This is a genomic window from Commensalibacter sp. B14384M2, from assembly GCF_016101865.1.
GTDB lineage: Bacteria > Pseudomonadota > Alphaproteobacteria > Acetobacterales > Acetobacteraceae > Commensalibacter > Commensalibacter melissae.
This window is the reverse complement of record NZ_JACFPS010000001.1, coordinates 173,334-194,924: the sequence shown is the minus strand read 5'-3', so window position 1 is coordinate 194,924 and position 21,591 is coordinate 173,334. Positions and strand designations below refer to the sequence as shown.

General features: G+C 39.0%; 19 protein-coding genes. 10 read left to right on the top strand and 9 right to left on the bottom strand.

The genetic code is table 11. The features are described 5' to 3' along the window. Positions 1-24 precede the first annotated feature (24 nt). Complete coding sequence (locus tag H3R33_RS00885) at positions 25-3,339, bottom strand: AsmA-like C-terminal region-containing protein (protein ID WP_198184544.1); 3,315 nt, start codon at positions 3,337-3,339, stop codon at positions 25-27. 54 nt (positions 3,340-3,393) lie between these two features. On the opposite strand from H3R33_RS00885, the gene H3R33_RS00880 reads away from it, so the two are divergent. Both H3R33_RS00880 and bcp read left to right on the top strand, forming a co-directional pair. Further along, on the top strand, positions 3,394-6,399 hold the full coding sequence (locus H3R33_RS00880) for a bifunctional [glutamine synthetase] adenylyltransferase/[glutamine synthetase]-adenylyl-L-tyrosine phosphorylase (protein WP_198198854.1): 3,006 nt from the start codon (positions 3,394-3,396) through the stop codon (positions 6,397-6,399). 66 nt (positions 6,400-6,465) lie between these two features. Further along, complete coding sequence (gene bcp, locus H3R33_RS00875) at positions 6,466-6,939, top strand: thioredoxin-dependent thiol peroxidase (RefSeq protein ID WP_155568380.1); 474 nt, start codon at positions 6,466-6,468, stop codon at positions 6,937-6,939. Between the two features lie 13 nt (positions 6,940-6,952). On the opposite strand, the gene H3R33_RS00870 is transcribed toward bcp, so the two are convergent. Next, positions 6,953-8,176 (bottom strand): DUF4412 domain-containing protein, encoded by a 1,224-nt coding sequence (locus H3R33_RS00870; protein WP_198184542.1) that lies wholly within the window; start codon positions 8,174-8,176, stop codon positions 6,953-6,955. Positions 8,177-8,376: 200 nt separating this feature from the next. Then, a complete protein-coding gene (locus H3R33_RS00865; protein ID WP_198184541.1) occupies positions 8,377-9,213 on the bottom strand; it encodes an EcsC family protein in 837 nt (278 codons plus the stop codon). A gap of 192 nt (positions 9,214-9,405) precedes the next feature. Between H3R33_RS00865 and H3R33_RS00860 the strand changes: the two genes are divergently transcribed. Then, positions 9,406-9,849, top strand: a complete 444-nt coding sequence (locus H3R33_RS00860) for a hypothetical protein (RefSeq protein ID WP_155568383.1) — start codon at positions 9,406-9,408, stop codon at positions 9,847-9,849. A 4-nt stretch (positions 9,850-9,853) separates the two neighbouring features. Here H3R33_RS00860 and rnhA read toward each other — a convergent pair whose 3' ends face one another. From rnhA to ispH, 3 genes are read right to left on the bottom strand one after another with little or no spacing between them, the layout of a single operon-like run. Beyond that, entirely contained in the window at positions 9,854-10,324 is a 471-nt protein-coding gene (rnhA, locus tag H3R33_RS00855; protein ID WP_198184540.1) for a ribonuclease HI, read from the bottom strand. After that, the gene (locus H3R33_RS00850; protein ID WP_198184539.1) at positions 10,314-11,270 is read right to left on the bottom strand and encodes a homoserine kinase; all 957 of its coding nucleotides are present in this window, start codon (positions 11,268-11,270) and stop codon (positions 10,314-10,316) included. Before H3R33_RS00850 ends, rnhA begins: the two co-directional genes overlap by 11 nt. Before the next feature lie 24 nt (positions 11,271-11,294). Continuing rightward, entirely contained in the window at positions 11,295-12,278 is a 984-nt protein-coding gene (gene ispH, locus H3R33_RS00845; RefSeq protein WP_110438429.1) for a 4-hydroxy-3-methylbut-2-enyl diphosphate reductase, read from the bottom strand. Between the two features lie 186 nt (positions 12,279-12,464). On the opposite strand from ispH, the gene H3R33_RS00840 reads away from it, so the two are divergent. Then, the gene (locus tag H3R33_RS00840) at positions 12,465-13,082 is read left to right on the top strand and encodes a hypothetical protein (protein ID WP_198184538.1); all 618 of its coding nucleotides are present in this window, start codon (positions 12,465-12,467) and stop codon (positions 13,080-13,082) included. Between the two features lie 61 nt (positions 13,083-13,143). Here the strand turns inward: H3R33_RS00840 and H3R33_RS00835 are convergent, their stop codons facing one another. Further along, the gene (locus H3R33_RS00835) at positions 13,144-14,655 is read right to left on the bottom strand and encodes an acetyl-CoA hydrolase/transferase family protein (protein WP_198184537.1); all 1,512 of its coding nucleotides are present in this window, start codon (positions 14,653-14,655) and stop codon (positions 13,144-13,146) included. A gap of 152 nt (positions 14,656-14,807) precedes the next feature. Here H3R33_RS00835 and H3R33_RS00830 point away from each other — a divergent pair, with 152 nt between their 5' ends. From H3R33_RS00830 to gltA, 3 genes are all read left to right on the top strand, one after another. After that, on the top strand, positions 14,808-15,521 hold the full coding sequence (locus tag H3R33_RS00830; protein ID WP_196424162.1) for a metallophosphoesterase: 714 nt from the start codon (positions 14,808-14,810) through the stop codon (positions 15,519-15,521). A gap of 48 nt (positions 15,522-15,569) precedes the next feature. Continuing rightward, positions 15,570-15,899 carry a chorismate mutase gene (locus H3R33_RS00825; protein WP_155567206.1) on the top strand — a complete coding sequence of 110 codons (330 nt, stop codon included), beginning with the start codon at positions 15,570-15,572 and terminating at the stop codon, positions 15,897-15,899. 205 nt (positions 15,900-16,104) lie between these two features. Further along, complete coding sequence (gene gltA / locus H3R33_RS00820; RefSeq protein ID WP_230873447.1) at positions 16,105-17,424, top strand: citrate synthase; 1,320 nt, start codon at positions 16,105-16,107, stop codon at positions 17,422-17,424. 69 nt (positions 17,425-17,493) lie between these two features. Here the strand turns inward: gltA and H3R33_RS00815 are convergent, their stop codons facing one another. Further along, complete coding sequence (locus H3R33_RS00815; RefSeq protein WP_110438434.1) at positions 17,494-17,736, bottom strand: hypothetical protein; 243 nt, start codon at positions 17,734-17,736, stop codon at positions 17,494-17,496. A 204-nt stretch (positions 17,737-17,940) separates the two neighbouring features. Between H3R33_RS00815 and H3R33_RS00810 the strand changes: the two genes are divergently transcribed. Continuing rightward, positions 17,941-18,705 (top strand): orotate phosphoribosyltransferase, encoded by a 765-nt coding sequence (locus H3R33_RS00810; RefSeq protein WP_110438435.1) that lies wholly within the window; start codon positions 17,941-17,943, stop codon positions 18,703-18,705. A gap of 13 nt (positions 18,706-18,718) precedes the next feature. Continuing rightward, positions 18,719-19,540 (top strand): glutamate racemase, encoded by an 822-nt coding sequence (gene murI, locus H3R33_RS00805; RefSeq protein WP_198184536.1) that lies wholly within the window; start codon positions 18,719-18,721, stop codon positions 19,538-19,540. Positions 19,541-19,547: 7 nt separating this feature from the next. Here murI and H3R33_RS00800 read toward each other — a convergent pair whose 3' ends face one another. Further along, complete coding sequence (locus H3R33_RS00800) at positions 19,548-20,588, bottom strand: polyprenyl synthetase family protein (RefSeq protein WP_232342096.1); 1,041 nt, start codon at positions 20,586-20,588, stop codon at positions 19,548-19,550. A gap of 157 nt (positions 20,589-20,745) precedes the next feature. On the opposite strand from H3R33_RS00800, the gene H3R33_RS00795 reads away from it, so the two are divergent. After that, the gene (locus H3R33_RS00795; RefSeq protein ID WP_122123931.1) at positions 20,746-21,546 is read left to right on the top strand and encodes a tRNA1(Val) (adenine(37)-N6)-methyltransferase; all 801 of its coding nucleotides are present in this window, start codon (positions 20,746-20,748) and stop codon (positions 21,544-21,546) included. Positions 21,547-21,591: the final 45 nt, after the last annotated feature.

Here is a 21,591-nt window from a genome sequence, read left to right as displayed (position 1 = left end):
CAACTTCAATTGTCTATACAATTATTAAAATAGATTTCGTAAAAAGCCCGGAGTTAGCAACATTGAAGGATATGCCTCCATATGAGGGTCTTTGAATTTTCCGTTAATGACAAAGGGAACGGCAATAAACCCCCCCCCTTTTTCTGGAACAAATAATTTTCCCACCCCCGGGACATGACTGAATAGTTTATTCACCGCATAAATCGGCACTATTGTTCCCTGCAAATCCAAAACCGCTTTATCAAGATTGATATCGCCCTTCAAAGTCGCTCCAAGTTCATCATTGAAAACACGACCATTTTTTATTTTCAGAATCCCCTTATTCAAAAAGATATTTCCTTTGAGAGCATCAATATTCAACGCATCCGCCTTTTGCCTTTTGAACCAACCATAAACAGAAAGATTACTGATCCGTTTTAAGGCGGTGGGAACATGATCAACAACAAAAGGCTCGATTTGTATCTTGCCGGTAAACGGGGCCTCAGGATCATTGTCATCAAAATTACCACTCAAAACACAATGCCCTCCTGAAATTCTATTTGATATTCCAACAATATCCAATAAATTGCCAAGATTCTGAGCATCCAGATAAAATTGTCGATTTGAATCCTTGGGAAATAATGACGCAGTTACCAAAGTTGGTTGGCGCATTCCATAAGAAAGACGCATCAACCGTAATCCATTATATTCAATATAGGCTGTCACTTCGCCCAGCTTCTTATTCTTATCATAAAAGATTTTCTTGGCCTGAAGGTTAAAGATCCAACGTCTTCCCTTAAGTCCTTTGTACTTTCCTGTAGCTGCAACAGGAATATTATAATTCTGTGATTTCTTGGAAACGGCATGTTTTTTCCTGGATGATCCCAGATAATCCTGAATAAATGGGGAAAGATCCAATGTATCTGCCTTGACAGAAATACGTACATCACCTTTTAAAGGGTTATGAAACGCTTCATCCGTCATTGGAAAATTAATGGTCGCTTTTCCTTCTGACCGTCCAGTTTTAAAATATTGAATATTTAATTGGGTTGGAATTCTATTTTCGATATTCATATTGGCATGCACCAACAAGTCACTTCCCTGAGCATGCAAGTCTTGAATACCGACCAGTTTGTTGTCATTCAATATTATCGTTCCCGAAGCCTTCGCGGGTTTTGCAATTAGCTTGTGCCAAATCGGGAGTTTCAATTCAGTTCTTGATAGATCCAAATTTAAATTGATTATCGCTTTTTTGTCGTAAAATTTTGAATAGTTTAAATCTAGAAAGGCTTGGCCCCCTATATCCTTAGCCATATCAAAACCTGTTTGTTTCAAGGTCTCTGACGTAATGGTCAAGCCAACTTTTGCTTTTTCAACAAGCGACCCAAGATGTTGATGCGTAAAATTTTGTCTATACTCAATACGCGCAGGAAAATAAGATAAAAGACCATACCCATGTAAATCAAGTTGACGGGCATTCACGTCCACCACTAAATTCCCCTGTCTCAAATCCTGTCCTAACGCTATATCTTTTAGATAGACATTTTTAATCTCATTATGTCCCTGAATATCAATCTGTTCGATTTTCACCTTTTTCTTGAGGGGGATTTCCAAATGTAAATGCGTAGACAAATCCCCGGAAGGATTTTTAAAAGGGACAGGATGACGAGATAGCAAATGCAATCGTTGTTCAGATAATAAAGTTAATAAATCTTGCAACTTACCTTTTATCAAAAGCGTTATAATACCCAAATCCCGATGATTGCTTAATCCTGTAATCCACATATTTCCAGAAGGTATATTCAACTTGCGTAATTTCGAGGTGGTTCCATTTCCTGACCTGACAATTTGATAACCTCCTCGATATTTAATCAATATCCGATCAGGATCTACAAATAACATTTGTGCATTCATTTTCTGTAAAGGTGGGATGGGCCTTAACCAGTGAACCTCCAAATCTGTTGCCTGAGCAATTCCACCCTCCAAGTGAACCAGTCTCAATTGATGCCAGCCCTCATGCCCCGTAAGCCTTGCATGAATTGAAAAATCTCGCGCTTGCCCTCTTGTAATATTGCCCGTAACCCATTCATTGGCTCCTTTGACTATGTGACGAGGCCAATATTCTTTTAATGTTGAAAAGTCTAGGAACGGACTATCCACGGAAAAATCTGCATCAACCACTTTTGGATTTAACAGTGAGGATAATTTCAACGAACCCTTGAAATGAAAAAAAGGCCCGCTTTTAGCATTTTCCAAATTTGACGGAGACCTCAATTGCAGACAAATGTCGGAAAAATCAATCTTTGCAGGATATTTGGCATCTTCACCAAAAAAAGCGCTTATACGAGCATTGAAAAAAGATGGAAAATATTCCATATTTCCAACCCTTACATTCCCCTGAGCAGAATTTATTTTAATATCTGCCATATAAGGTTGCATGAAAGCTTTATTCTGGATAGAAAAACCTATATTCGCCTCAGCTGAAATAGGCATATTAACAGATTGCAAATAACGCAATTCCGGTATCATTTCTGCAATATTAGCGGGATTGACCTGATCGATCTCCATATGCCATTGGAGCTTTCCCGTTTTTTGCAAATTAACAATATCTGATGAAGTTATGGACTGAACAGAGCTTTGACCTTTAATTTGAACCTTATGACCATTAATATCAAAATTGAAATAGACTTTTCCAATAACGGTCAATGTTTTGTCAGCATAAAAAGGATGCACATCAACATCAATCTGTCTTGATTTAATCAAATTATGATCAATGTCATCTTTAAAAGATAAAACGGTTTTCTCAATTTTGACATGATACAAACGATGAAAGTCGATATCCAGCCTGGATTGTCTCGACAAACCCAATCCTGACAAATCCAGATTAACATGATTGTCTTTATATCTTCTTAAATGTAATTGTGCACCTGACAACTTGATATACAAAGGAACAATTTTTTTATGTCGTAATGATGATGTATCCAGCGTTAATTTTGCAAAGTCCAAATGATCCCTTACCTGATTATAGACATCCAGTAACTTTAATCCTTCCAGTTCGAAAGTGACTGGTGTATTAAAGCCTTTCTTTAGAACAGGCCATTTCATAACCAACTTGTCAAACGTCAGTCTTCCAGCAGGTTTATCCTTCTCCATACCTTCTATAACCGTTAAAGGAAGCCAATATCGGGCGATAAAGGTAAGGTTGGCAGGTGCGCTTAATATGAATAATATAAAAGCTGACACCATCACGACCAGCAATACAATTACCGAACAGCCTGCCAGTAAAAATTTACGCAACCAGTTTCGTCTGTGTTTTATTTTTGAATCTTTATGAAATTCTTGCTCTTTCTTTATGGGCATTTTCATCTTAATATTTGTAAACTGAAAAAAACCAAATAACAGAAATCATGTATCATGTCTCACAAAAACCTGTCTTCTATCCCTTGGTTTGATCAGAATTGGCCAAAAGCGGCGGATCAACGTTCAGCAGACCTTTTTTCAAATGCAGTTAAAGAAGCATGGGTTAAAAATAACAAGGATCCAGTATTAATTCAGCAACCCGGTATTGTCCGCCTTATCCATGCCATTGGTGGGAACAGCCCCTTTCTTGCTGATTTGATTATAAAAAACATTCATTTCTTTGAATACCTTATATTAAATGGACCTGATAAGGCCTGCAATAAAGCCTTTACTTGCCTGCAAAATTCATCAATACAAGAATCCAGATCCAGTATCGCCAAAATATTACGGATTACCAAACAAAAAATTGCCATTGCCTGTGCAATTGCAGATATTGGAAATGTATGGACTTTAAAAAAAATAACCCACACGCTCAGTTATCTTGCAGAAATCACCCTTCATTTTGCAATCAATTATCTTTTATTACAAGCACATCAAAATAAAAAAATTACACTTTCCCACCCAGAAAATCCTCAGGAAAACTCAGGATTTATTGTTTTGGGAATGGGCAAACTTGGTGGTAGGGAACTTAATTACTCTTCTGATATTGATCTTATTATTCTTTATGATCCAGACAAATATCCGAATCATCCCGATCTTGCCACACTTTTTATCCGGATCACACGACAACTCGTATCCCTCATGGAGGATCGAGATGAAAATGGATATGTTTTTCGTGTTGATCTGAGATTACGGCCTGATCCCTCTTCTTCCCCACTCGCCGTTTCGTTACCCGCCGCCATTTCATATTATGAAAGCTTGGGACAAACCTGGGAACGAAGTGCCATGAGTAAGGCACGACCTGTCGCGGGAGATCTTGCAGGAGGACATTCTTTCCTGGAGGCTGTTCAACCCTTTATATGGCGCAGGCATCTGGATTTTGCTGTTGTCGAGGACATTTATGCCATGAAAAACAGGATTGATTGTCATAAAAATTCAGGCAAACCCAACCCGCCAATACTCTCTGAAAAAAAATTTGGACAAGATGCCCTGCACTGGTTAATCGGTCAAAATGTGAAATTAGGCTATGGTGGTATTCGTGAAATCAAATTTTTACCCCAAACCTTGCAATTGATCTGGGGAGGACGTTTTCCAAAACTGCGTACACCCCAAACAATCAAAGCCATACAGCAATTGACCAGAAAAGAGTTAATTTCCGATGAATCCGCAACAATCCTAATTAAAACCTACTATTTCCTTCGTAAAGTAGAACACCGCCTGCAAATGCAATCCGATTACCAGACCCATTCCCTTCCCAATACACAACAGGCATTTGATGCATTTTGCATTTTCATGGGATATGAATCAACAGACAAATTTGTTGAAGATTTATTCCCGCTTATGCAAAAGGTCCGACATATATTCGAGGGATTTTTCACGTCTCCGGATAATGAAGAAAATTTTATTCTTGATTTACCTAAAAATGAATTAATCAATTATCTGAATGAAAAAGGTTTCCCCGATGAAGCCGCATCTATTTTACAATCATGGAGCAATAGCGGCCCCCGTACTTTAAGAACCGCACGGGCCAGAATGATTCTAAAAAATATTTTACCTAATATTCTACAGGCTTTTGCAGAACAGAAAAACCCTCTTTTGATCCTACAGCGTTTTGACAGTTTGCTGGCACGACATCATGCGGGGATACAGCTTTTGTCCCTTTTCGAACGTAATCCCATTTTAATCGAAAAATTGGCGTCAATATTGGGTTCATCACAATTCATGGCTGATTATATTACCAATAATCCTGCAGCACTTGATGCGTTAATTCATGTCGATATATTAAAAACAAAAACAAATCTGCTGCAAAAAACGATCCATGAACATCTAAACAGCACCCAGTCTCTGGAAGAAATTCTGCCCATTCTTCATAACATTATTCAAAGCGAGGAATTCAGGCTTTCCGTTTCCTATATGGAAAACCGCCTTTCTCTAAATAAAAGTCAAATCCAGCGTACAAGAATGGCAGATATCATTTTAAACGAACTTCTGGCAAGAGTAATCAAAGATCATGAACAAAAATATGGGATTATTCCGGATGGAGGCATATGCATCATTATCTTGGGGAAAGCCGGATCATGGGAAATGACGGTGGGTTCCGATCTTGATATGATGCTGGTCTATGACCATCCACCTGAAATTGCTGCCAGTGTCGCAGAAACAGGATTGGCCAATAAAGCATTCCGTTCGTTAGCCATCAATCCTTATTATATACGATTAACACAAAGTTTTATCACTGCCTTGACCAATACAAGCTATACAGGTCCATTATATGAAATTGACATGCGTTTACGTCCATCTGGCAGCAAAGGGCCCGTTGCCGTATCCCTGAACTCATTCCAGCGATATCATGAAAAAGAAGCCTGGACATGGGAACGGATGGCTTTAACGCGGGCCAGGGTTATAGGTGGACCTAAAATCTTGCAGGACCGGATCAATAATGCCATTAACAAGGCCTTGGATTTTTCCCCCTCTGGCGTGACCAATAAAATCATTTTACAAGACGCCGTTCACATGCGCAAAAGGCTGGAAAATGATATGCCCCCCACCACACAATGGGATGTCAAATATCTTAAAGGTGGACTTATAGAAGTGGAATTTATTGCTCAAACTCTGCAATTAATCTCGCATAATAATAAAGCAAGACATCCTTGCACAAGAATAGCGTTCAGAAAATTGGCTCAAAATGGCTATCTTTCTATTGAAGAGGCAAGATATTTGATTCAAGCTGATTATTTCTGGCGAAATTTGCAAAGTCTTTTAAGATTATTCTTCGGCAAATATCCTCCCGAACATTTGGAAATGGATGCAACTCCAATCATTATTGAAATCATGACCGAAAAACTTCTGGGAAAGATTTTTCACACAAAAGATTCCTTTTCTCTGATTATGGAGAAAATACATCAAACCAGTGAACAGGTTCGTGATCTCTTTATAAAACTTCTTGGCCCTGTCACCTAATAACTATATTATTAACTTGAAAAAAATATTCAATTTTCATTATATCCATCTAGAAAAGTAAGTTACATGACCCAACTAAACGAAGGTTCCCTGGCACCCAATTTTGATCTTCCCACCCAACTTGAAAGTTCAATTTCCCTGACTGCATTAAAAGGAAAAAAATTTGTTCTTTATTTTTATCCAAAAGCCAATACATCTGGATGCACGAAAGAGGCCTGTGCTTTTGAAGAAAACCTGACCGCATTCAAAAAGCTCGATATCCCTGTTATTGGTGTATCCCGTGATCCAGTTAAAAAACTGAAGGATTTTGCCCAAAAACACAACCTCACCTTTCCATTGGCATCCGACGAAAAAGGTGAAATGACGGAAGCCTATGGCGTTTGGGTAGAAAAATCAATGTATGGTCGAAAATACATGGGTATTGAACGATCGACCTTTTTAATAGATGAAAAGGGTAGAATCCTTAAAATCTGGCATAAAGTCAAAGTTACCAACCATGTAAACGAAATTTTGAAAACTCTCGATGCATCTGATCGATAATCTTCTGTGAACCTTACGGATGTGCCGGTGCCAACATCTTCAGATCAGAAGGTATTTTATACAAACCGGCATCTTGATGTGCGTAAACAACTTTTAAGGCCACAACTAATGGAATGTTATTACGTACAACGCGTAACATAACTCCATCATTTGTATAACATACATCATTAATATTGCCCTCTGTATCTGCCACCTCCCATTCATTACAAAATTGTCCAGCAACCGTGGCCTCACCAACCTTGACATAATCTCCCCCTGCCCTTTTTCCCGCGCCCTGAATAGATGCACCCGGCGCGACAAGTTCGGTTTTTTTCTTTAACTGGGGGTTTAAAACGGTTAATCGCTGCGTGCGATAATCAGTTATCATGTATGTATCAATCCCCTGGGAATCAATTCTTTGTTTCCATTGTTCCACGGACCAGCGCATTCTCTGATGAAATGGAGGTAAACCAGGCATGGGACCAGCGATTGCATAAACCACATCAACATCCCTTTGAGGAGTAATAAAAGGATTTTGGCTGGCATCCACCTTATTCCCATTTTCCGATTTTTTAGCCTGGATAGGTGAAAGAGGCTGAGCGTTGGCATTGGGTGAAACCAAAGTGGGACTTTCCCCCTTTTGCTGGGGAAGTCTAACCTGCTGATATCCTACCGGAACTTGAAATGTGGAGGGAGACAAAGCATCAAATTGCACTGAAAGGGCTTCTGTTTTACCATCAATACCATCAATATCCGTTCCTTCCTGCCGTAATAATATGCCTTCATCAGTTACACAAACATCCGAATGTCCTTTTGTTCCTTGAACTGACCAATGATGACACAAAATACCCAATATACGATCTGTTCCCTTTTTTCTGAAATGTAGACTTTCATCCAAAAAAAGACCACCCTTGCCCGATTTACTTGGTATCACCGTATAAACTCGCGACTTATTGGAAACAACCGTTGCCGTTTGCTTAGCTGAATCAATAAGGGTGAACCCAATATTGTTGGGACCATCAATTCGAAATAGAGTTCCATTTCCAGAAAAATATATCTTGCGTTTTTGGGCCAATGATGAATTTTCCGGCTGCACGGCATAAACAACCGTTACATCTCGTTTCGGCATAAATAAAGGATGCTTTTCTTGGGCATAGGCCGGTAGGGCGGCAAAAAAAGTGGTACCAATAAGAATTGATCCCGTATAACCCTTTTTTTTATAAAAAGAAGAGCATAGCGCCCTAAAATTATACAACATCACTTTATCCTTAATATATTGACTTTACAAATACCGAATTATAGACGGAATCAATTCCGTTTCAATCCCCCTTAAACTAAACTTAATTGATATCTCGTTAACTAAAAATCTATAATGCCTTAATCTTGAATAAACTTTGCACGTCCAATTCTATTGTAATGATTAAATCATGATAACATGAACATGATCTGATCATGTCATTAAAAAAAATTATCGGAATTTATATGATTTTTACAAATATACTCAATTGTTTCCCGAGCTAACATTCCATGTTCACGTTCCAATCGACGTATAACAAAATGTAGTCTTGCCAAAGAACGATAATGATTTAAAAAGGCCATATTTAATGAGGCACCACATAATGCGCTAACAACAGGCATCATCTGCATACTCAGTTTTTGGGAAAGGCTCAATCCATATTGGTAAGAAACGTCAGCCATGAGCAAAATCATCGGACGACCACGCAACATTAATCTGGCTGAAAAAAAACCCAGCTGATTATCTTTATCTATACCCAAATTAGCAAAAGACCGTAATGCAAATACTTCTAGACAGGCGCGTTTAGTATCTTCATTTTGTAGATTCTCCCCTTCCTCTTGCGCAACATGAGCAATTTCACGCATAAGAGCAAGGGTAGTCAGACTGATATCAGGCAACATACCACCCAATCCAGTGAACCCTCCAACTGCACCTGACGTAACAACCATGGCTTTCATTATTCGATCACGCCAGACAGCTTTTGATAAATTTGAATCCGTTTTCTCTGTTTTTCTGTTCAATCCTAAAATGGCAATTTCAAAAGCGCGCTGAATGGAAACATTGGTGAATTTCTCTATTTTTTTCTGTATCCTTGGTGAAAGACTCAGTCCTCTTTCACCTAATTTTATGGCTTGTCCTACAGCTCCTCCCATAATATCGGCCAATCGCAATAACACGCCGCGTCCTGCTTCCAGCTGTTTCAGCGCAACTGTAAGATCCTGAACCTCTTGGTCATTTAAAGAATAAGGAACAATCGTCTGATTATTTTCTGTATTCATTTGTCAATACCTATTCCAATGATGATAAATTGGTTATAATTTGATATCATTAACCATAATCCCTTTTAAGGGAAATAATATGACAAAAAAGTCATCTTTTTTAGAAAAGAAAAAGTTGCCAATTGATTACTTTTAAAAATAGATTATTTTTATATATGTAAGTAAGATTTAAAAATAATGGCATATAACAAAATGAAATCTGTTTCTCATTTTCGAACCGGTCTGATTTTAACCATTTGTTTATTGACAGGCATCATTCCTATGGTTGTTCAGGCTCAAATTTCTGGTGCAGTTTCAAATAATACGAAAAACCAGGCTCCAAATCCATTACCTCCGCCCCCTTCAAGACCTGGCATGTCAGAATATAAACCTGTCAGCTATGATAATTCAATGACAACCACACAGTCAGATTCAATAACTTCTCAAAAAGGTGAGGGATTGCCAGGGTCCACTCCAAGCCAATCGCCTGTCAGACCCTATAACGGTCCTTCAGTCAATATTCCCGGGACAGGAATTCGGGCGTATTTTAACGCACCTGTACAACCTCCCTATAATGCAAGTGCATCCTATGATACATTTGCCGGGCAACCAGGAGGCAATCGCAGTGCAATTTTACAACAAAACAAAGTGCGCTAGCTAGTTAACCTGTTTCTGTTATTTTTTTTCTGGCTGACGTGGCCAACTGATCAACCCGTTCATTTTCAGGACATCCGTTATGTCCTTTTACCCAATGCCATTGAATTTGATGCCTGGCGGCGGCACTTTCCAATCGCTGCCATAAATCAGTATTCGCAACCGGTTTTTTCCGCGCTGTTTTCCAGCCGTTTTTTTTCCAGCCTTCAAACCATTCAGTAATTCCACGGCGGACATATTGACTATCCGTATACAAATCCACATGACAAGAACGGGTCAATGTCTCCAAAGCCACAGCAGCGGCAGTCAGTTCCATACGATTATTTGTCGTTTCCATTTCCCCACCACTTAACTCACGTTCAATTCCCTTGAAGCGTAATAACACTCCCCATCCGCCAGGACCTGGATTGGGACTGCACCCTCCATCTGTCCAGATTTCAACAAAACCTTTTTGAAAATTGCTTCGATCAAAATTCATATGTTTCAACTTTGTTAAGTTGATGATATCTTAGCCTGTATAAATAAGGTTGCGGATCTTTAGGAGTAACCAAAGCTGTTGAAGGCGTATAAACCAGATCATGTAGGCGCGTCAGTAAAAAGCGCAATGCCGCCCCCATTTTAAAAATGGGTAACAACAATCTTTCTTTCTCAGTCAGAATACGAACAGACTGATAACCTGCAACCAAAGCCCTTGCTCGTTTGACAAGATACTCACCCGTTTCTTTAAAACACCATGCATTTAAAGCAATTGCAAGATCATAAGCCAGGAAATCAGTACAGGCAAAATAAAAATCTATAAATCCACTTAGACGATTATCTTGAAAAAAAACATTATCAGGAAATAAATCTGCATGTATCTGACCCACTGGCAAACCCTCTTGTCGGGTAGGCCAGGATTGAATGATTTTTCTTAGAACAGGATCAATTTCCCTTATTAAATCATCATGCCCGTGATTAACCGATTTTTCAAGTAACGCATTCCAGCTGTCCGGCCCCACATGATTTTTTTTATTCCGCTTGAATTCCAGACCAACTTGATGCATCCGAGCCATCGAGACGCCCAAGGCAAAACAGTGTTCCGGCAAAATTTCCGAAACTTCTTTTCCATCCAAAAAAGTAAAAATTGCTGCCGGACGTTCATTCAGCTCAATCAGGCATTCACCCTCTTTTGTTCTGACAGGTAAGGGGCAACGGATATGATGTTGCGCAAAAAACTGCATCAAATCCATATACCATGGAAGTTCTTCTCTTTTTATACGTTTTTCATAAAGGGTAAGAATATATTTCCCCTGGGTGGTATCAAGAAGAAAATTGCTATTCTCGACCCCCTGGGCAATACCCTTTAACCGAACAAGTTGACCGACAGGATAATTTTGAAGACAAGATGATACTTGTTGTTCAGAAACATTTGTATAAACAGCCATGTATTAACTCTATGTTTCTCTATTTTATCCTAGGGGAGCTGGCAGACTGAATGTAACATGTTCCTCTTTGACAATCCGTTCTTCGATATCGAGCGTAAAATGTTTGGACAAGGCTTCAAGTATTTCTTGCACAAGGGATTCAGGTGCAGAGGCTCCTGCCGTGATCCCCAATACATTCACGCCTTCCAGATCTTTCCAATCCATGTTTTCCAGTTTCGGTATCAAAATTGCCCGTGGCGCTCCCGAACGTTCAGCAACCTCACGCAACCGTTGTGAATTGGAAGAGTTTGGGGAACCGATCACGAACATCAAATCACACTCTGCCGCAATTCTTTTTACGGCTTCCTGTCTATTTGTAGTTGCATAACATATATCCTCACGCTTTGGCCCCTCGATCTTGGGAAATCGTTGCCTTAAAATGGCAACAATTTCTGCGGTATCATCCACAGAAAGCGTAGTTTGTGTTATAAATGCCAAACGGTCTGGATTTTCAGGTTGTACAGTACGGGCTTCCTCTGCGTCCTTAATAAGGGTTACCGCACCTGGTGGCAATTGCCCCATCGTTCCAACAACTTCGGGATGACCTGCATGACCAATCATCAAGATATGACGGCTTTCTTCACCGCCATTGGCAAAATGCCGTTCCGCCTCTCTGTGAACCTTGGAAACCAAGGGACATGTAGCATCAAGATATAACAGGTTACGTCTTTGGGCTTCTAGGGGCACAGTTTTGGGAACACCATGCGCTGAAAAAACCACATGTGCATCTGCTGGAACCTCATCCAGTTCCTCCACAAAAATAGCCCCCTTTTTTTCTAAATTTTCAACAACTGTCCGATTATGAACGATTTCGTGACGAACGTATACTGGTGCCCCGTACCGTCGCAAAGCTTCTTCTACAACACGAATAGCTCGATCAACCCCTGCACAAAACCCACGAGGGCCAGCCAATAATACTTTTAACGCACGAGTTTGATTTTCTGAATTCTTTAAATGTTGGTCAGACATAATTTTTCCAAGTTATTAAAAATCTATAAACTTTATATTTGGATTTTATCAGGTAAACAAGCTGTTATTAAACATCAGAACTTAAAATTAATTATAAAGAATATATTTCACATTAAAACAATTTGTTTTATGGTATATATTTTATTATTTATTAACAACCTCTTCTCTATAACTGGCAGGAAAGCGATGATCCTTTCAAGTGTTTTGACAAAAAAGACGATAAAAACACCCCTCGCCTTTTTACCCTTCACATTTTTTCTGTGGGGATGTGCAGAAAAAGTAACATATGATTTTCCTCCTGCCTGTCCCAAAGTTAGTATTCTTCCTGCAGCATCAGATTATTTTGTTTTTGAAAATAATCAGGATAGTCTCCCTCATCTTATAACTAAAGCCAGCATCATAGAAATATCAGGCAATTGCACTGATGATCCAAAGAACGAAAAAAATAAAGAACGAAGAAAGAGAAATTTAAGCTATCAAGACTACATTGATACACAACTGAGTGTGACCCTTCAGATTCAGCGAGGACCAGCAGCCCAGACTCATTCTTTCAAAATCCCATATTTCATTGCAACCATTCATAATGGAAAAGTCGTTGATAAACAGGAAATGATTGCGGAAGTTAGTTTCCCCAATAATATTGATCAAGTGAAGCTTGAATCCAAAAAATTGATGTTCAAAGTTCCCGCCACAACTGCCCGTACCCCTGATGGATATGAACTTGCTGTTGGCTTTCAACTATCTCCAAACCAGCTTGAATATAATCGTCACCATTTTGGATCTGTTCAATATAATTCCTATTAAACTATCCATTATAATTTGCTTAAAAAATCTAATTTAAGCAAATTAACAATTGCATGAAAAATCAGGGGATCATTGTACCTGTATCGATGTACCGTTCATGCCATGACAGGGCTTCCTTAAGCAAAATAGGAGTATGAGCCATATTATTTTTTAGGGACATTTGATAATATTCCCTCAATAGAGGTCTAAAAGTGGGATGCGTACAATTTTCAATAACAAGTTTTGCTCTTTGACGCGGTGACAGTCCCCGTAAATCTGCCAATCCCTGCTCGGTTACAATAACCTGAACATCCTGATAAATATGATCCACATGAGATACCATCGGAACAATTGAGGAAATCTTTCCTCCTTTGGCCAAGGATGGAGTCATGAAAATCGATACATAGGCGTTTCTTGCATAATCCCCAGAACCACCAATTCCATTCATCATTCTTGAACCCATAATATGGGTGGAATTGACATTGCCGAAAATATCCGCTTCGATGGCGCCGTTCATGGAAATGCATCCTAACCGGCGAATAACACCGACATGATTACTGATTTCAGAAGGCCTTAAAATGATTTTGTCACGGAAAAAATCAGTGTTATCGTTAAAATACTCCGCTTTTTCAGGACTTAGAGAAAAGGATGTCGCCGAAGCAACCTTCATTTTCCCAGTTTCAAGCATATTCAACATACCGTCCTGAATCACCTCCGTAAATGCGGTCAGATTGTCAAAATCCCCTTCGCCCAAAGCCTCCATAACCGCATTGGCAACATTGCCAACCCCGGATTGTAACGGAAAAAGTTGAGGCGGCACTTTACCTCTTTTCACTTCATATCTGAAAAATTCCATTAAATGTCCAGCAATCAATTTTGCGTTTTCATCACTGGGACTAAAAGGGGCATTTCGATCTGGAGCGTTCGTTTCCACAACAGCCACCACTTTATTCAGATCAACAGTCATATATGGTTGACCTATACGATCACAAGGGGAGGACAATGGAATAATCTGATGAGGAAAAGAGGTTGAAACCTCCCATGCATCATGCATACCCTCCAGACCTGCACTTTGCCATTGATTGACTTCAAGGATAATTTTTTTTGCACTATTCAACCAAAGCTGATTGTTGGCCAGAGCCGAGGAAGCAACCAACCGACCATCTTCGCAAATACGTACGACCTCGATAATGGCGACATCCATTTCACCCAAAACACCTGTACGATATAAGGGGGCAACCTGTCCCAAATGCATATCAAGATAATCAGTATCCCCACTATTGATCCGTTTACGCATAATTGGATCAGTATTAAACGCGGAACGGTAAGAAACTCCGTTAACCTCCGCCAATGCACCGTCAAGTTCTGGTCCTGTTGACGCTCCAGTTATCAGTTTGACTTTAAATTCCTTACCTAACGCATGAGCTTCCTTAATTCTATTAGCCAAAGCCTGAGGAACTGCCTTCGGATATCCTGACCCCGTAAATCCACTTGTACCTATCAAATCACCCGCATGAATAAATTGCGCGGCCTCTTCAGCCGAGCAGACTTTTCGTTTTAATCCCTGATGTTGAATACGATTATTTTGAGACATGACTAATCCTTTAAAATCTTAACTTAAATAAAACTATATATTTTTTTTTCTTTTAATTAAGATCATAAAGTTCAATTCTTCCAACAAAAAAAAGTGAGATATTCAATAAAAAAAACATTTTTGCAATATATAGATGCAAAGTAAAAAACTTTATGGTTTATACTATAGCGATGTTTGCCACATTATCCACTCGTTTCAAAAATTTCAGAATTATCGGGGATGTCCATGGTGATATTAACGGTTTTCGACATGCTGTTGAAACAGATCACTTCATCATTCAACTGGGGGACTTGGTCGATTACGGACCGGATAGTGGTGCTGTAATGGCGTTAATGTTACAGGTTCAGGATGAAAAAAGAGGAATTTTCTTGATTGGCAATCATGACCGAAAACTGGGATTGTTTCTCAAGGGATTCAGGGTAAGAAAAGATAATATCCTGACCAGAACCCTTGATCAAATCAACCAACATCCTGATAAAAAACTAACCGATAAAATCTTGCAAGCTTTGGAAAAAGCTCCTGCCTGGTTAATTTTTAAGAATTTTATTTTTGTTCATGGCGGATTTCATACCAGAATGCTGGTTGAACCCCCGCCAGCCAATCCATTGACACCGATAAATGCCTTGTTATCCCGCACATTGTATGGGGAAACAACCAATAAAACCCTTGCAAATGGTTATCCGGTCCGCAGACTAAACTGGGTTAATCATATTCCATCAGGTTATACCCTATATTGCGGACATGATTGCAGATCCACGGACGGACGTCCCTGGATCCGCAAAGGATATGCCGGAGGGACAGCCGTTTTTATGGATACTGGAGCGGGTAAAGGCGGTCATTTATCGTGGATCGATATTCCAATTTAATTCAAATTAAAAATTATTATCCAAAATTTATGTAAAAAGGTAGATTGTATGATTAAACAACCACCACTTTCTCCAGAAAAAGCTAAACAAGAATTATTAAAGTTGCGCCAAAGCATTGATAATATTGATAATGCGTTAATTCATATTCTGGCCGAACGATTTTGTTTGACCCAAAAAGTGGGTGAATTGAAAGCAACTTATCAGTTACCCCCTTCTGATCCTCAAAGAGAATCTGAACAAATTGCACGATTGAGAGAAATGGCCAAATCCGCCCATCTGGATCCCAATTTCGCTGAAAAATTTCTTCATTTCATCATTACGGAAGTTATTCAACATCATAAAGCAATTGCCAAACAAAAAATTGATAAGAAAAATTAAATCATCTCTTATTTTTTATTTTTGGTTGTGCATGCAATTCTTTATATTAAGACTCAGCAAAACAATTTTAAATATAATTTATTTAAATGCCAAGCTCTCAGAGACGTGAAAAAACTTCTCTGTGTATTCTGGTATGGTGAAGATTGAGCATTTTTATGCATTAAATTTAAAGACATTGTTAAATCACAATAAGGTTGAATATAGTATGAAACAGTCAGACACGGAAGCTATGTCTTTCTCACCTCCTCAAGATGACGGAACCGTTACCATTACTTTTCAGGGGAAAACAGCTACATTACCAGTTCTATCAGGGGCAAGTGGAAATAGTGTCGTTGATATTCGCAGTTTGACCAAAGAATTGGGTTTATTTACCTTTGATCCTGGATTGGGCAGTACTGCCGCTTGTGAAAGTAAGATCACATTCATTGATGGTGAAAAAGGTATCCTTTTATATCGCGGGTATCCAATCGAACAGCTTGCTGCAAAATCAAGTTTCGCAGAGGTGGCATATCTTCTTTTGTACGGAGAACTTCCATCCAAAGAAGAGCACGAGGATTTTAAAGAACGGTTACTTAATCATTCTCTTCTTCATGAGCAAATTCGAAATTTCTTTAACGGCTATCGTCGCGATGCACATCCAATGGCCATGTTATGTGGAACAGTTGGTGGATTATCAGCTTTCTATCCCGAAGGCATTGACATATCTAACGAAGAAAGTCGTGATCTTTCCGCTGTTCGTCTGATTGCAAAAATGCCCACTCTTGCGGCATGGGCCTACAAATATTCCCGAGGGGAACCTTTTGTCTATCCAAGAGCGGATTATTCATATTCAGAAAATTTTATTAACATGCTGTTTGCCCGTGCGGATAGACCCTATAAGGTCAATCCAATCCTCAGCAATGCATTGGACCGTATTTTGATTTTACATGCTGATCATGAACAAAATGCCTCAACATCCACAGTACGATTGACAGGATCAACAGGATCACATCCGTTTGCCTGTGTTGCCGCAGGTATTGCCGCTCTTTGGGGACCCGCGCATGGTGGTGCAAATGAAGCGGTTTTACAAATGCTTGGAAAAATAGGCTCAAAAGAAAATATCCCTGATTTTATTGCAAAGGTGAAGGATAAAAACAGTAATGTCAGGTTAATGGGATTTGGGCATCGCGTTTACAAAAATTTCGATCCACGGGCAAAAATCATGCAACAGACCTGTTATGAAGTCCTTGAGGAATTGGGTATTAAACACGATCCATTACTGGAACTCGCTATTGAACTAGAAAAATATGCACTGAATGACGATTATTTCGTTCAACGTAAACTTTATCCAAATGTAGATTTCTACTCTGGAATCATTTTCAAGGCAATGGGAATACCCAAATCAATGTTTACCGCGTTTTTTGCTGTTGCACGCACAGTAGGATGGGTAAGTCAATGGAAAGAGGCCTTTAATGATCCATTACGAAGAATTTATCGTCCTCGTCAGCTATATACAGGCCATCAGCGTAGAGACTTAAATAAATAAACTAATTTAGATAAGAAAACTTTTCAGGTAAGGAAATTCAAATAACAATTTCCTTACCTGGTTTTTCCTCTAGTTGCAATCGCATCCAGTGGTTTTGCCATTCTGTTTTTTATCATAAATATGATAGTCAATCCATTCAGACACGAGAAGACGAGCCTCATTTACTGAAGATTCCGGATGATAAATTTGATATAAAAGAACGCAGCTCTGAAAAATTTGCATTTCCCCTACACCAACAGCTTTTAACTCTTGATAGGCAGTAATAACCGATTTTTCACACCGACGATGAATGTGGTCTAATTGAATAGCCATACTTTTTCTACTTAATACCAACGATTTACTTTGACTTTGGTAGTATATCCCAAAATCAGTATCTATTGATAGAAATATATTATTAATTTAGTTTTTATCAATTTTTTTATAAAAAAATTTAATTACTGCACTTTTTTTCTAAAAAGTATATAAGAAAACCTTATTTACCTGCTTTCTCTACTTTACGAATAAGGCAATCACTCTATGTCACAAACTCATACTTCACTTTTTAATAAAAAACAACCACGTTCACCTCGTGTAACTGAATGGGATCGTGACGCCGCTCTTATTACCGCTCGGCTTCTTTTGGAAATCCAGGCTGTAAATTTTCGTCCTGATGATCCGTATCTACTTACCGCCGGTTGGAAATCCCCTGTTTATATTGATTGTCGTAAAATTATTTTTTATCCTCGTGCCCGGGCAAAGATTATTGAATTAGGGGTTGAAAAAATTTATCGTCACGTTGGATATGAATCTTTTGATGCCGTCGTGGGTGGTGAAACAGCTGGAATTCCATTTGCTGCATGGTTCGCAGACCGAATGATGACTCCAATGGCCTATGTCCGCAAAAAACCTAAAGGATTTGGTAAAAATGCACAGATCGAAGGGGATGTACCTGAAAATATGCGTACTCTTTTGGTGGAAGACTTAACTACAGATGGTATTTCCAAGGTTGGGTTTGCCAAAGCTTTACGCAAGGCTGGTGCAATTGTTGATCATGCTTTTGTTGTTTTCTTTTATGGAGTTTTTTCAAGCGCTTATCAGACACTAAATGATATTGGTATCAGTCTGCATTCCCTTTGCACTTGGTGGGATATTTTAGAAGTCAGTTCAGAATACCCAGCCTTTTCAAATGGAGATACCTCAGAAATCAGACGTTTCCTTGAAGATCCTTGCGCATGGTCTGCCAAGCATGGCGGAGTCAGCAATGAACAGGAGGCTCTAGCTTATAAACAATCCCGTTTATAATCTTTTATACCCTATGCCTTATCGTGTTTTAGCATTCGATTCTGGTATTGGAGGTTTAGGCATCGTTCAAAACCTCCAAACACAATTGAAAACAACTGATTTACAGGTTTCAATTGACTATCTTGCCGACAACCTTGTTTTCCCTTATGGTGAGCAAGAAGATAATTTTCTGGTTGAACGAATTATCAATCTTATCGGACAGGCGATTCAGTCAATTAAACCAAACCTTGTTATCATTGCCTGTAATACCGCCAGTACTATTGCACTCGACAGGCTGAGGAAAATATATCCTTTCATTCCATTTGTTGGCTGTGTTCCACCTGTTCGATGGGCCGCCCGTGTGAGTCAAAGCAAAATAATTGGATTATTGGCAACACGTGCAACCATTGCACGACCCTATTTATGTCATTTAAAAGAACAATTTGCCTCGGATTGCAAACTTATCGCTTATGGTTCTCCTGTACTTGCAAAACTGGCAGAGAATTATTTCCGGACAAAGTCTTGCGATATACATCTAATCCAGCAAGAACTTGATAATATGTTTAATCATCCATATTCTGATCAAATGGATGCAATATGTATAGGATGTACCCATTACAGCTTTATTCTTGATCTTTTACGTCAGAACACATCCCCATCCATTCAATGGCTGGATCCCGCATCTGCTGTAGCCAAGCACACTATTGACATTTTACGGCAAGAGAAATTTTCACATACTGATAACAACGTAAATAACTGTTTTTATTCTACTGCACCATTAACTCAGGACAAACCCCTTTTAAGTCAGCTTGCCCTGATGAAATTTACACAAATCAAAACATTTATGTTGCAATAAACCAATTTTAAAAATGTCTATGCACGGTGTAATTAGCAATATTTTTCAAGATAGTATGTAGTTCACTCTCTGGAAAAACATCAAGCGCTGAACTGGCTTTATTTGCAAAAACCATAGCCTCTTTAAGGGTTTCTTCAATTACATTGTACTTTCGAATAAGGGTTAGGGCCTGTTTTAAATCCCCTTTTTCTTGCTTGCCATCCTGTATCACCCGTTGCCAAAATTCCTTTTCCACTGGAGTGGACTTTTCATAGGCAATCAAAATTGGATAGGTTATTTTACCCTCACGGAAATCATCGCCAATCGTTTTACCCAATTCTTCCTGTTTCGCTGAATAATCCAATGCATCATCAACCAGCTGAAAAGCCATTCCCAAATTTGTACCAAAAGATTCCAATGCCAATTCATGCTGTCTTGATTGATTGGCTACAATAGCTCCAACTCGACAAGAAGCCGCAAATAATGCCGCAGTCTTTCCATGAATAACTTCAAAATAGCGTGATATTGAAGTTGACAAATCATTCTGTACGGTCATTTGCAAAATTTCACCTTCAGCAATGGTTGCCGAAGCTTTTGAAATGATTCGCATAACTTCTAAGGAACCATCTTCTGTCATGATCTGAAATGCACGGGAAAAAAGAAAGTCTCCCACCAATACAGACGCTGAATTGCCAAAAACAGCATTTGCACTTTCCGTCCCCCGTCGCAACATACTTTCATCAACCACATCATCATGCAACAGGGTCGCGGTATGAAGGAATTCAATACAGGCAGCCAACCGGACATGACGTGTAATGTGATCTGCAGAATCTTTTTCGTATCCACATAATCGTGCTGAGGCCAAGGTTAGTAAAGGTCTTAAACGCTTTCCTCCTGCCACAATTAGATGTGCTGCCAATTGTGAAACTAACGGTACGGAGCTTTGCATCCGATCCATAATGACATGATTACAAGCTTGCATGTCAACAGCTAAATAATCCACTAATGCTTGTAAAGGTTCTTCTTTCCCCATCAGAACAGGCATTTTACTTTCTACCTTCTGTCTCATTGGCATATGTTGATCCAACCGACCCTATATAAAACTTATAAAAATTTATTCAAGTTGTAAAAATAAAAACAGAATTGATCATTATCATTAACATTTCATTATCGGTTACGCTAGAATACATTTTATTTGTCTAACATATTTATTTGGTTAATGATTTATGCAGTCGCTTTCTTTTACGTCACCTTATATACACCATAAATCAAAAAATACATCCAATGGAACGTTATTAGAAGGAAAGATATTTTATAAACAATTCCAAAAAGGATACAGGACAGCCCTCGAGCCCATATTGATGGCAGCCAGTATTCCAGCCAAAAAAAAACAGATAATTATTGAGGGTGGATGTGGAGCAGGTGCAGGATTGATGTGTCTTGCCTATCGTATTCCCTTGATTACTGGAATAGGTTTTGAGCAACATCCAGAGATGGTTGAACTGGCAAATGAAAATTTTCAACTTAATGCGATGTCCAATCTAAAGGCAATGCAGGTCACATTACCGAAACTTCCAAAACGTCCTTTTACATTTTTACCTAATGGTCAGGAACATGTTGATCATGTCTTCGCCAACCCTCCCTGGCATCAACATAATAGCTGTCCTTCACCAGACCCAGAAAAAAATCTTGCAAAAAAACTTCCCCGAGGCTTGCTTGCTGAATGGATTTATGCTTTAAGCCGTCCATTACGACAAGGAGGAACATTAACTCTGGCCCTTTCAGCCAGCCTGTATAGTGAAGCAAGTGCCCTTATGTATCAATATAAACTGGGATCGGTTATTCTATTTCCTTTATGGCCAAAACTAAACCGACCACCCCGAATTATACTTTTACAAGGACGAATGGGATCGACCGGAGGGAGTCAGATTGCACCAGGCCTGATACTACATAATGACAATGGAGAATTTACCAATGAAACAAATCGAATCTTGCGTCAGGGAAAAAAACTAACCTTGTTATCTTGATATAAGCGTTTATATGGGATGAATCTAAGTCAAGAAGTTTATTTT

What these genes read in the sequence shown, in the direction of transcription:
- H3R33_RS00885 (WP_198184544.1), bottom strand. Translation starts at nt 3,339, where the DNA reads ATGCCCATAAAGAAAGAGCAAGAATTTCATAAAGATTCAAAAATAAAA.
- H3R33_RS00880 (WP_198198854.1), top strand. Translation starts at nt 3,394, where the DNA reads ATGTCTCACAAAAACCTGTCTTCTATCCCTTGGTTTGATCAGAATTGG.
- bcp (WP_155568380.1), top strand. Translation starts at nt 6,466, where the DNA reads ATGACCCAACTAAACGAAGGTTCCCTGGCACCCAATTTTGATCTTCCC.
- H3R33_RS00870 (WP_198184542.1), bottom strand. Translation starts at nt 8,176, where the DNA reads ATGTTGTATAATTTTAGGGCGCTATGCTCTTCTTTTTATAAAAAAAAG.
- H3R33_RS00865 (WP_198184541.1), bottom strand. Translation starts at nt 9,213, where the DNA reads ATGAATACAGAAAATAATCAGACGATTGTTCCTTATTCTTTAAATGAC.
- H3R33_RS00860 (WP_155568383.1), top strand. Translation starts at nt 9,406, where the DNA reads ATGAAATCTGTTTCTCATTTTCGAACCGGTCTGATTTTAACCATTTGT.
- rnhA (WP_198184540.1), bottom strand. Translation starts at nt 10,324, where the DNA reads ATGAATTTTGATCGAAGCAATTTTCAAAAAGGTTTTGTTGAAATCTGG.
- H3R33_RS00850 (WP_198184539.1), bottom strand. Translation starts at nt 11,270, where the DNA reads ATGGCTGTTTATACAAATGTTTCTGAACAACAAGTATCATCTTGTCTT.
- ispH (WP_110438429.1), bottom strand. Translation starts at nt 12,278, where the DNA reads ATGTCTGACCAACATTTAAAGAATTCAGAAAATCAAACTCGTGCGTTA.
- H3R33_RS00840 (WP_198184538.1), top strand. Translation starts at nt 12,465, where the DNA reads ATGATCCTTTCAAGTGTTTTGACAAAAAAGACGATAAAAACACCCCTC.
- H3R33_RS00835 (WP_198184537.1), bottom strand. Translation starts at nt 14,655, where the DNA reads ATGTCTCAAAATAATCGTATTCAACATCAGGGATTAAAACGAAAAGTC.
- H3R33_RS00830 (WP_196424162.1), top strand. Translation starts at nt 14,808, where the DNA reads ATGGTTTATACTATAGCGATGTTTGCCACATTATCCACTCGTTTCAAA.
- H3R33_RS00825 (WP_155567206.1), top strand. Translation starts at nt 15,570, where the DNA reads ATGATTAAACAACCACCACTTTCTCCAGAAAAAGCTAAACAAGAATTA.
- gltA (WP_230873447.1), top strand. Translation starts at nt 16,105, where the DNA reads ATGAAACAGTCAGACACGGAAGCTATGTCTTTCTCACCTCCTCAAGAT.
- H3R33_RS00815 (WP_110438434.1), bottom strand. Translation starts at nt 17,736, where the DNA reads ATGGCTATTCAATTAGACCACATTCATCGTCGGTGTGAAAAATCGGTT.
- H3R33_RS00810 (WP_110438435.1), top strand. Translation starts at nt 17,941, where the DNA reads ATGTCACAAACTCATACTTCACTTTTTAATAAAAAACAACCACGTTCA.
- murI (WP_198184536.1), top strand. Translation starts at nt 18,719, where the DNA reads ATGCCTTATCGTGTTTTAGCATTCGATTCTGGTATTGGAGGTTTAGGC.
- H3R33_RS00800 (WP_232342096.1), bottom strand. Translation starts at nt 20,588, where the DNA reads ATGAGACAGAAGGTAGAAAGTAAAATGCCTGTTCTGATGGGGAAAGAA.
- H3R33_RS00795 (WP_122123931.1), top strand. Translation starts at nt 20,746, where the DNA reads ATGCAGTCGCTTTCTTTTACGTCACCTTATATACACCATAAATCAAAA.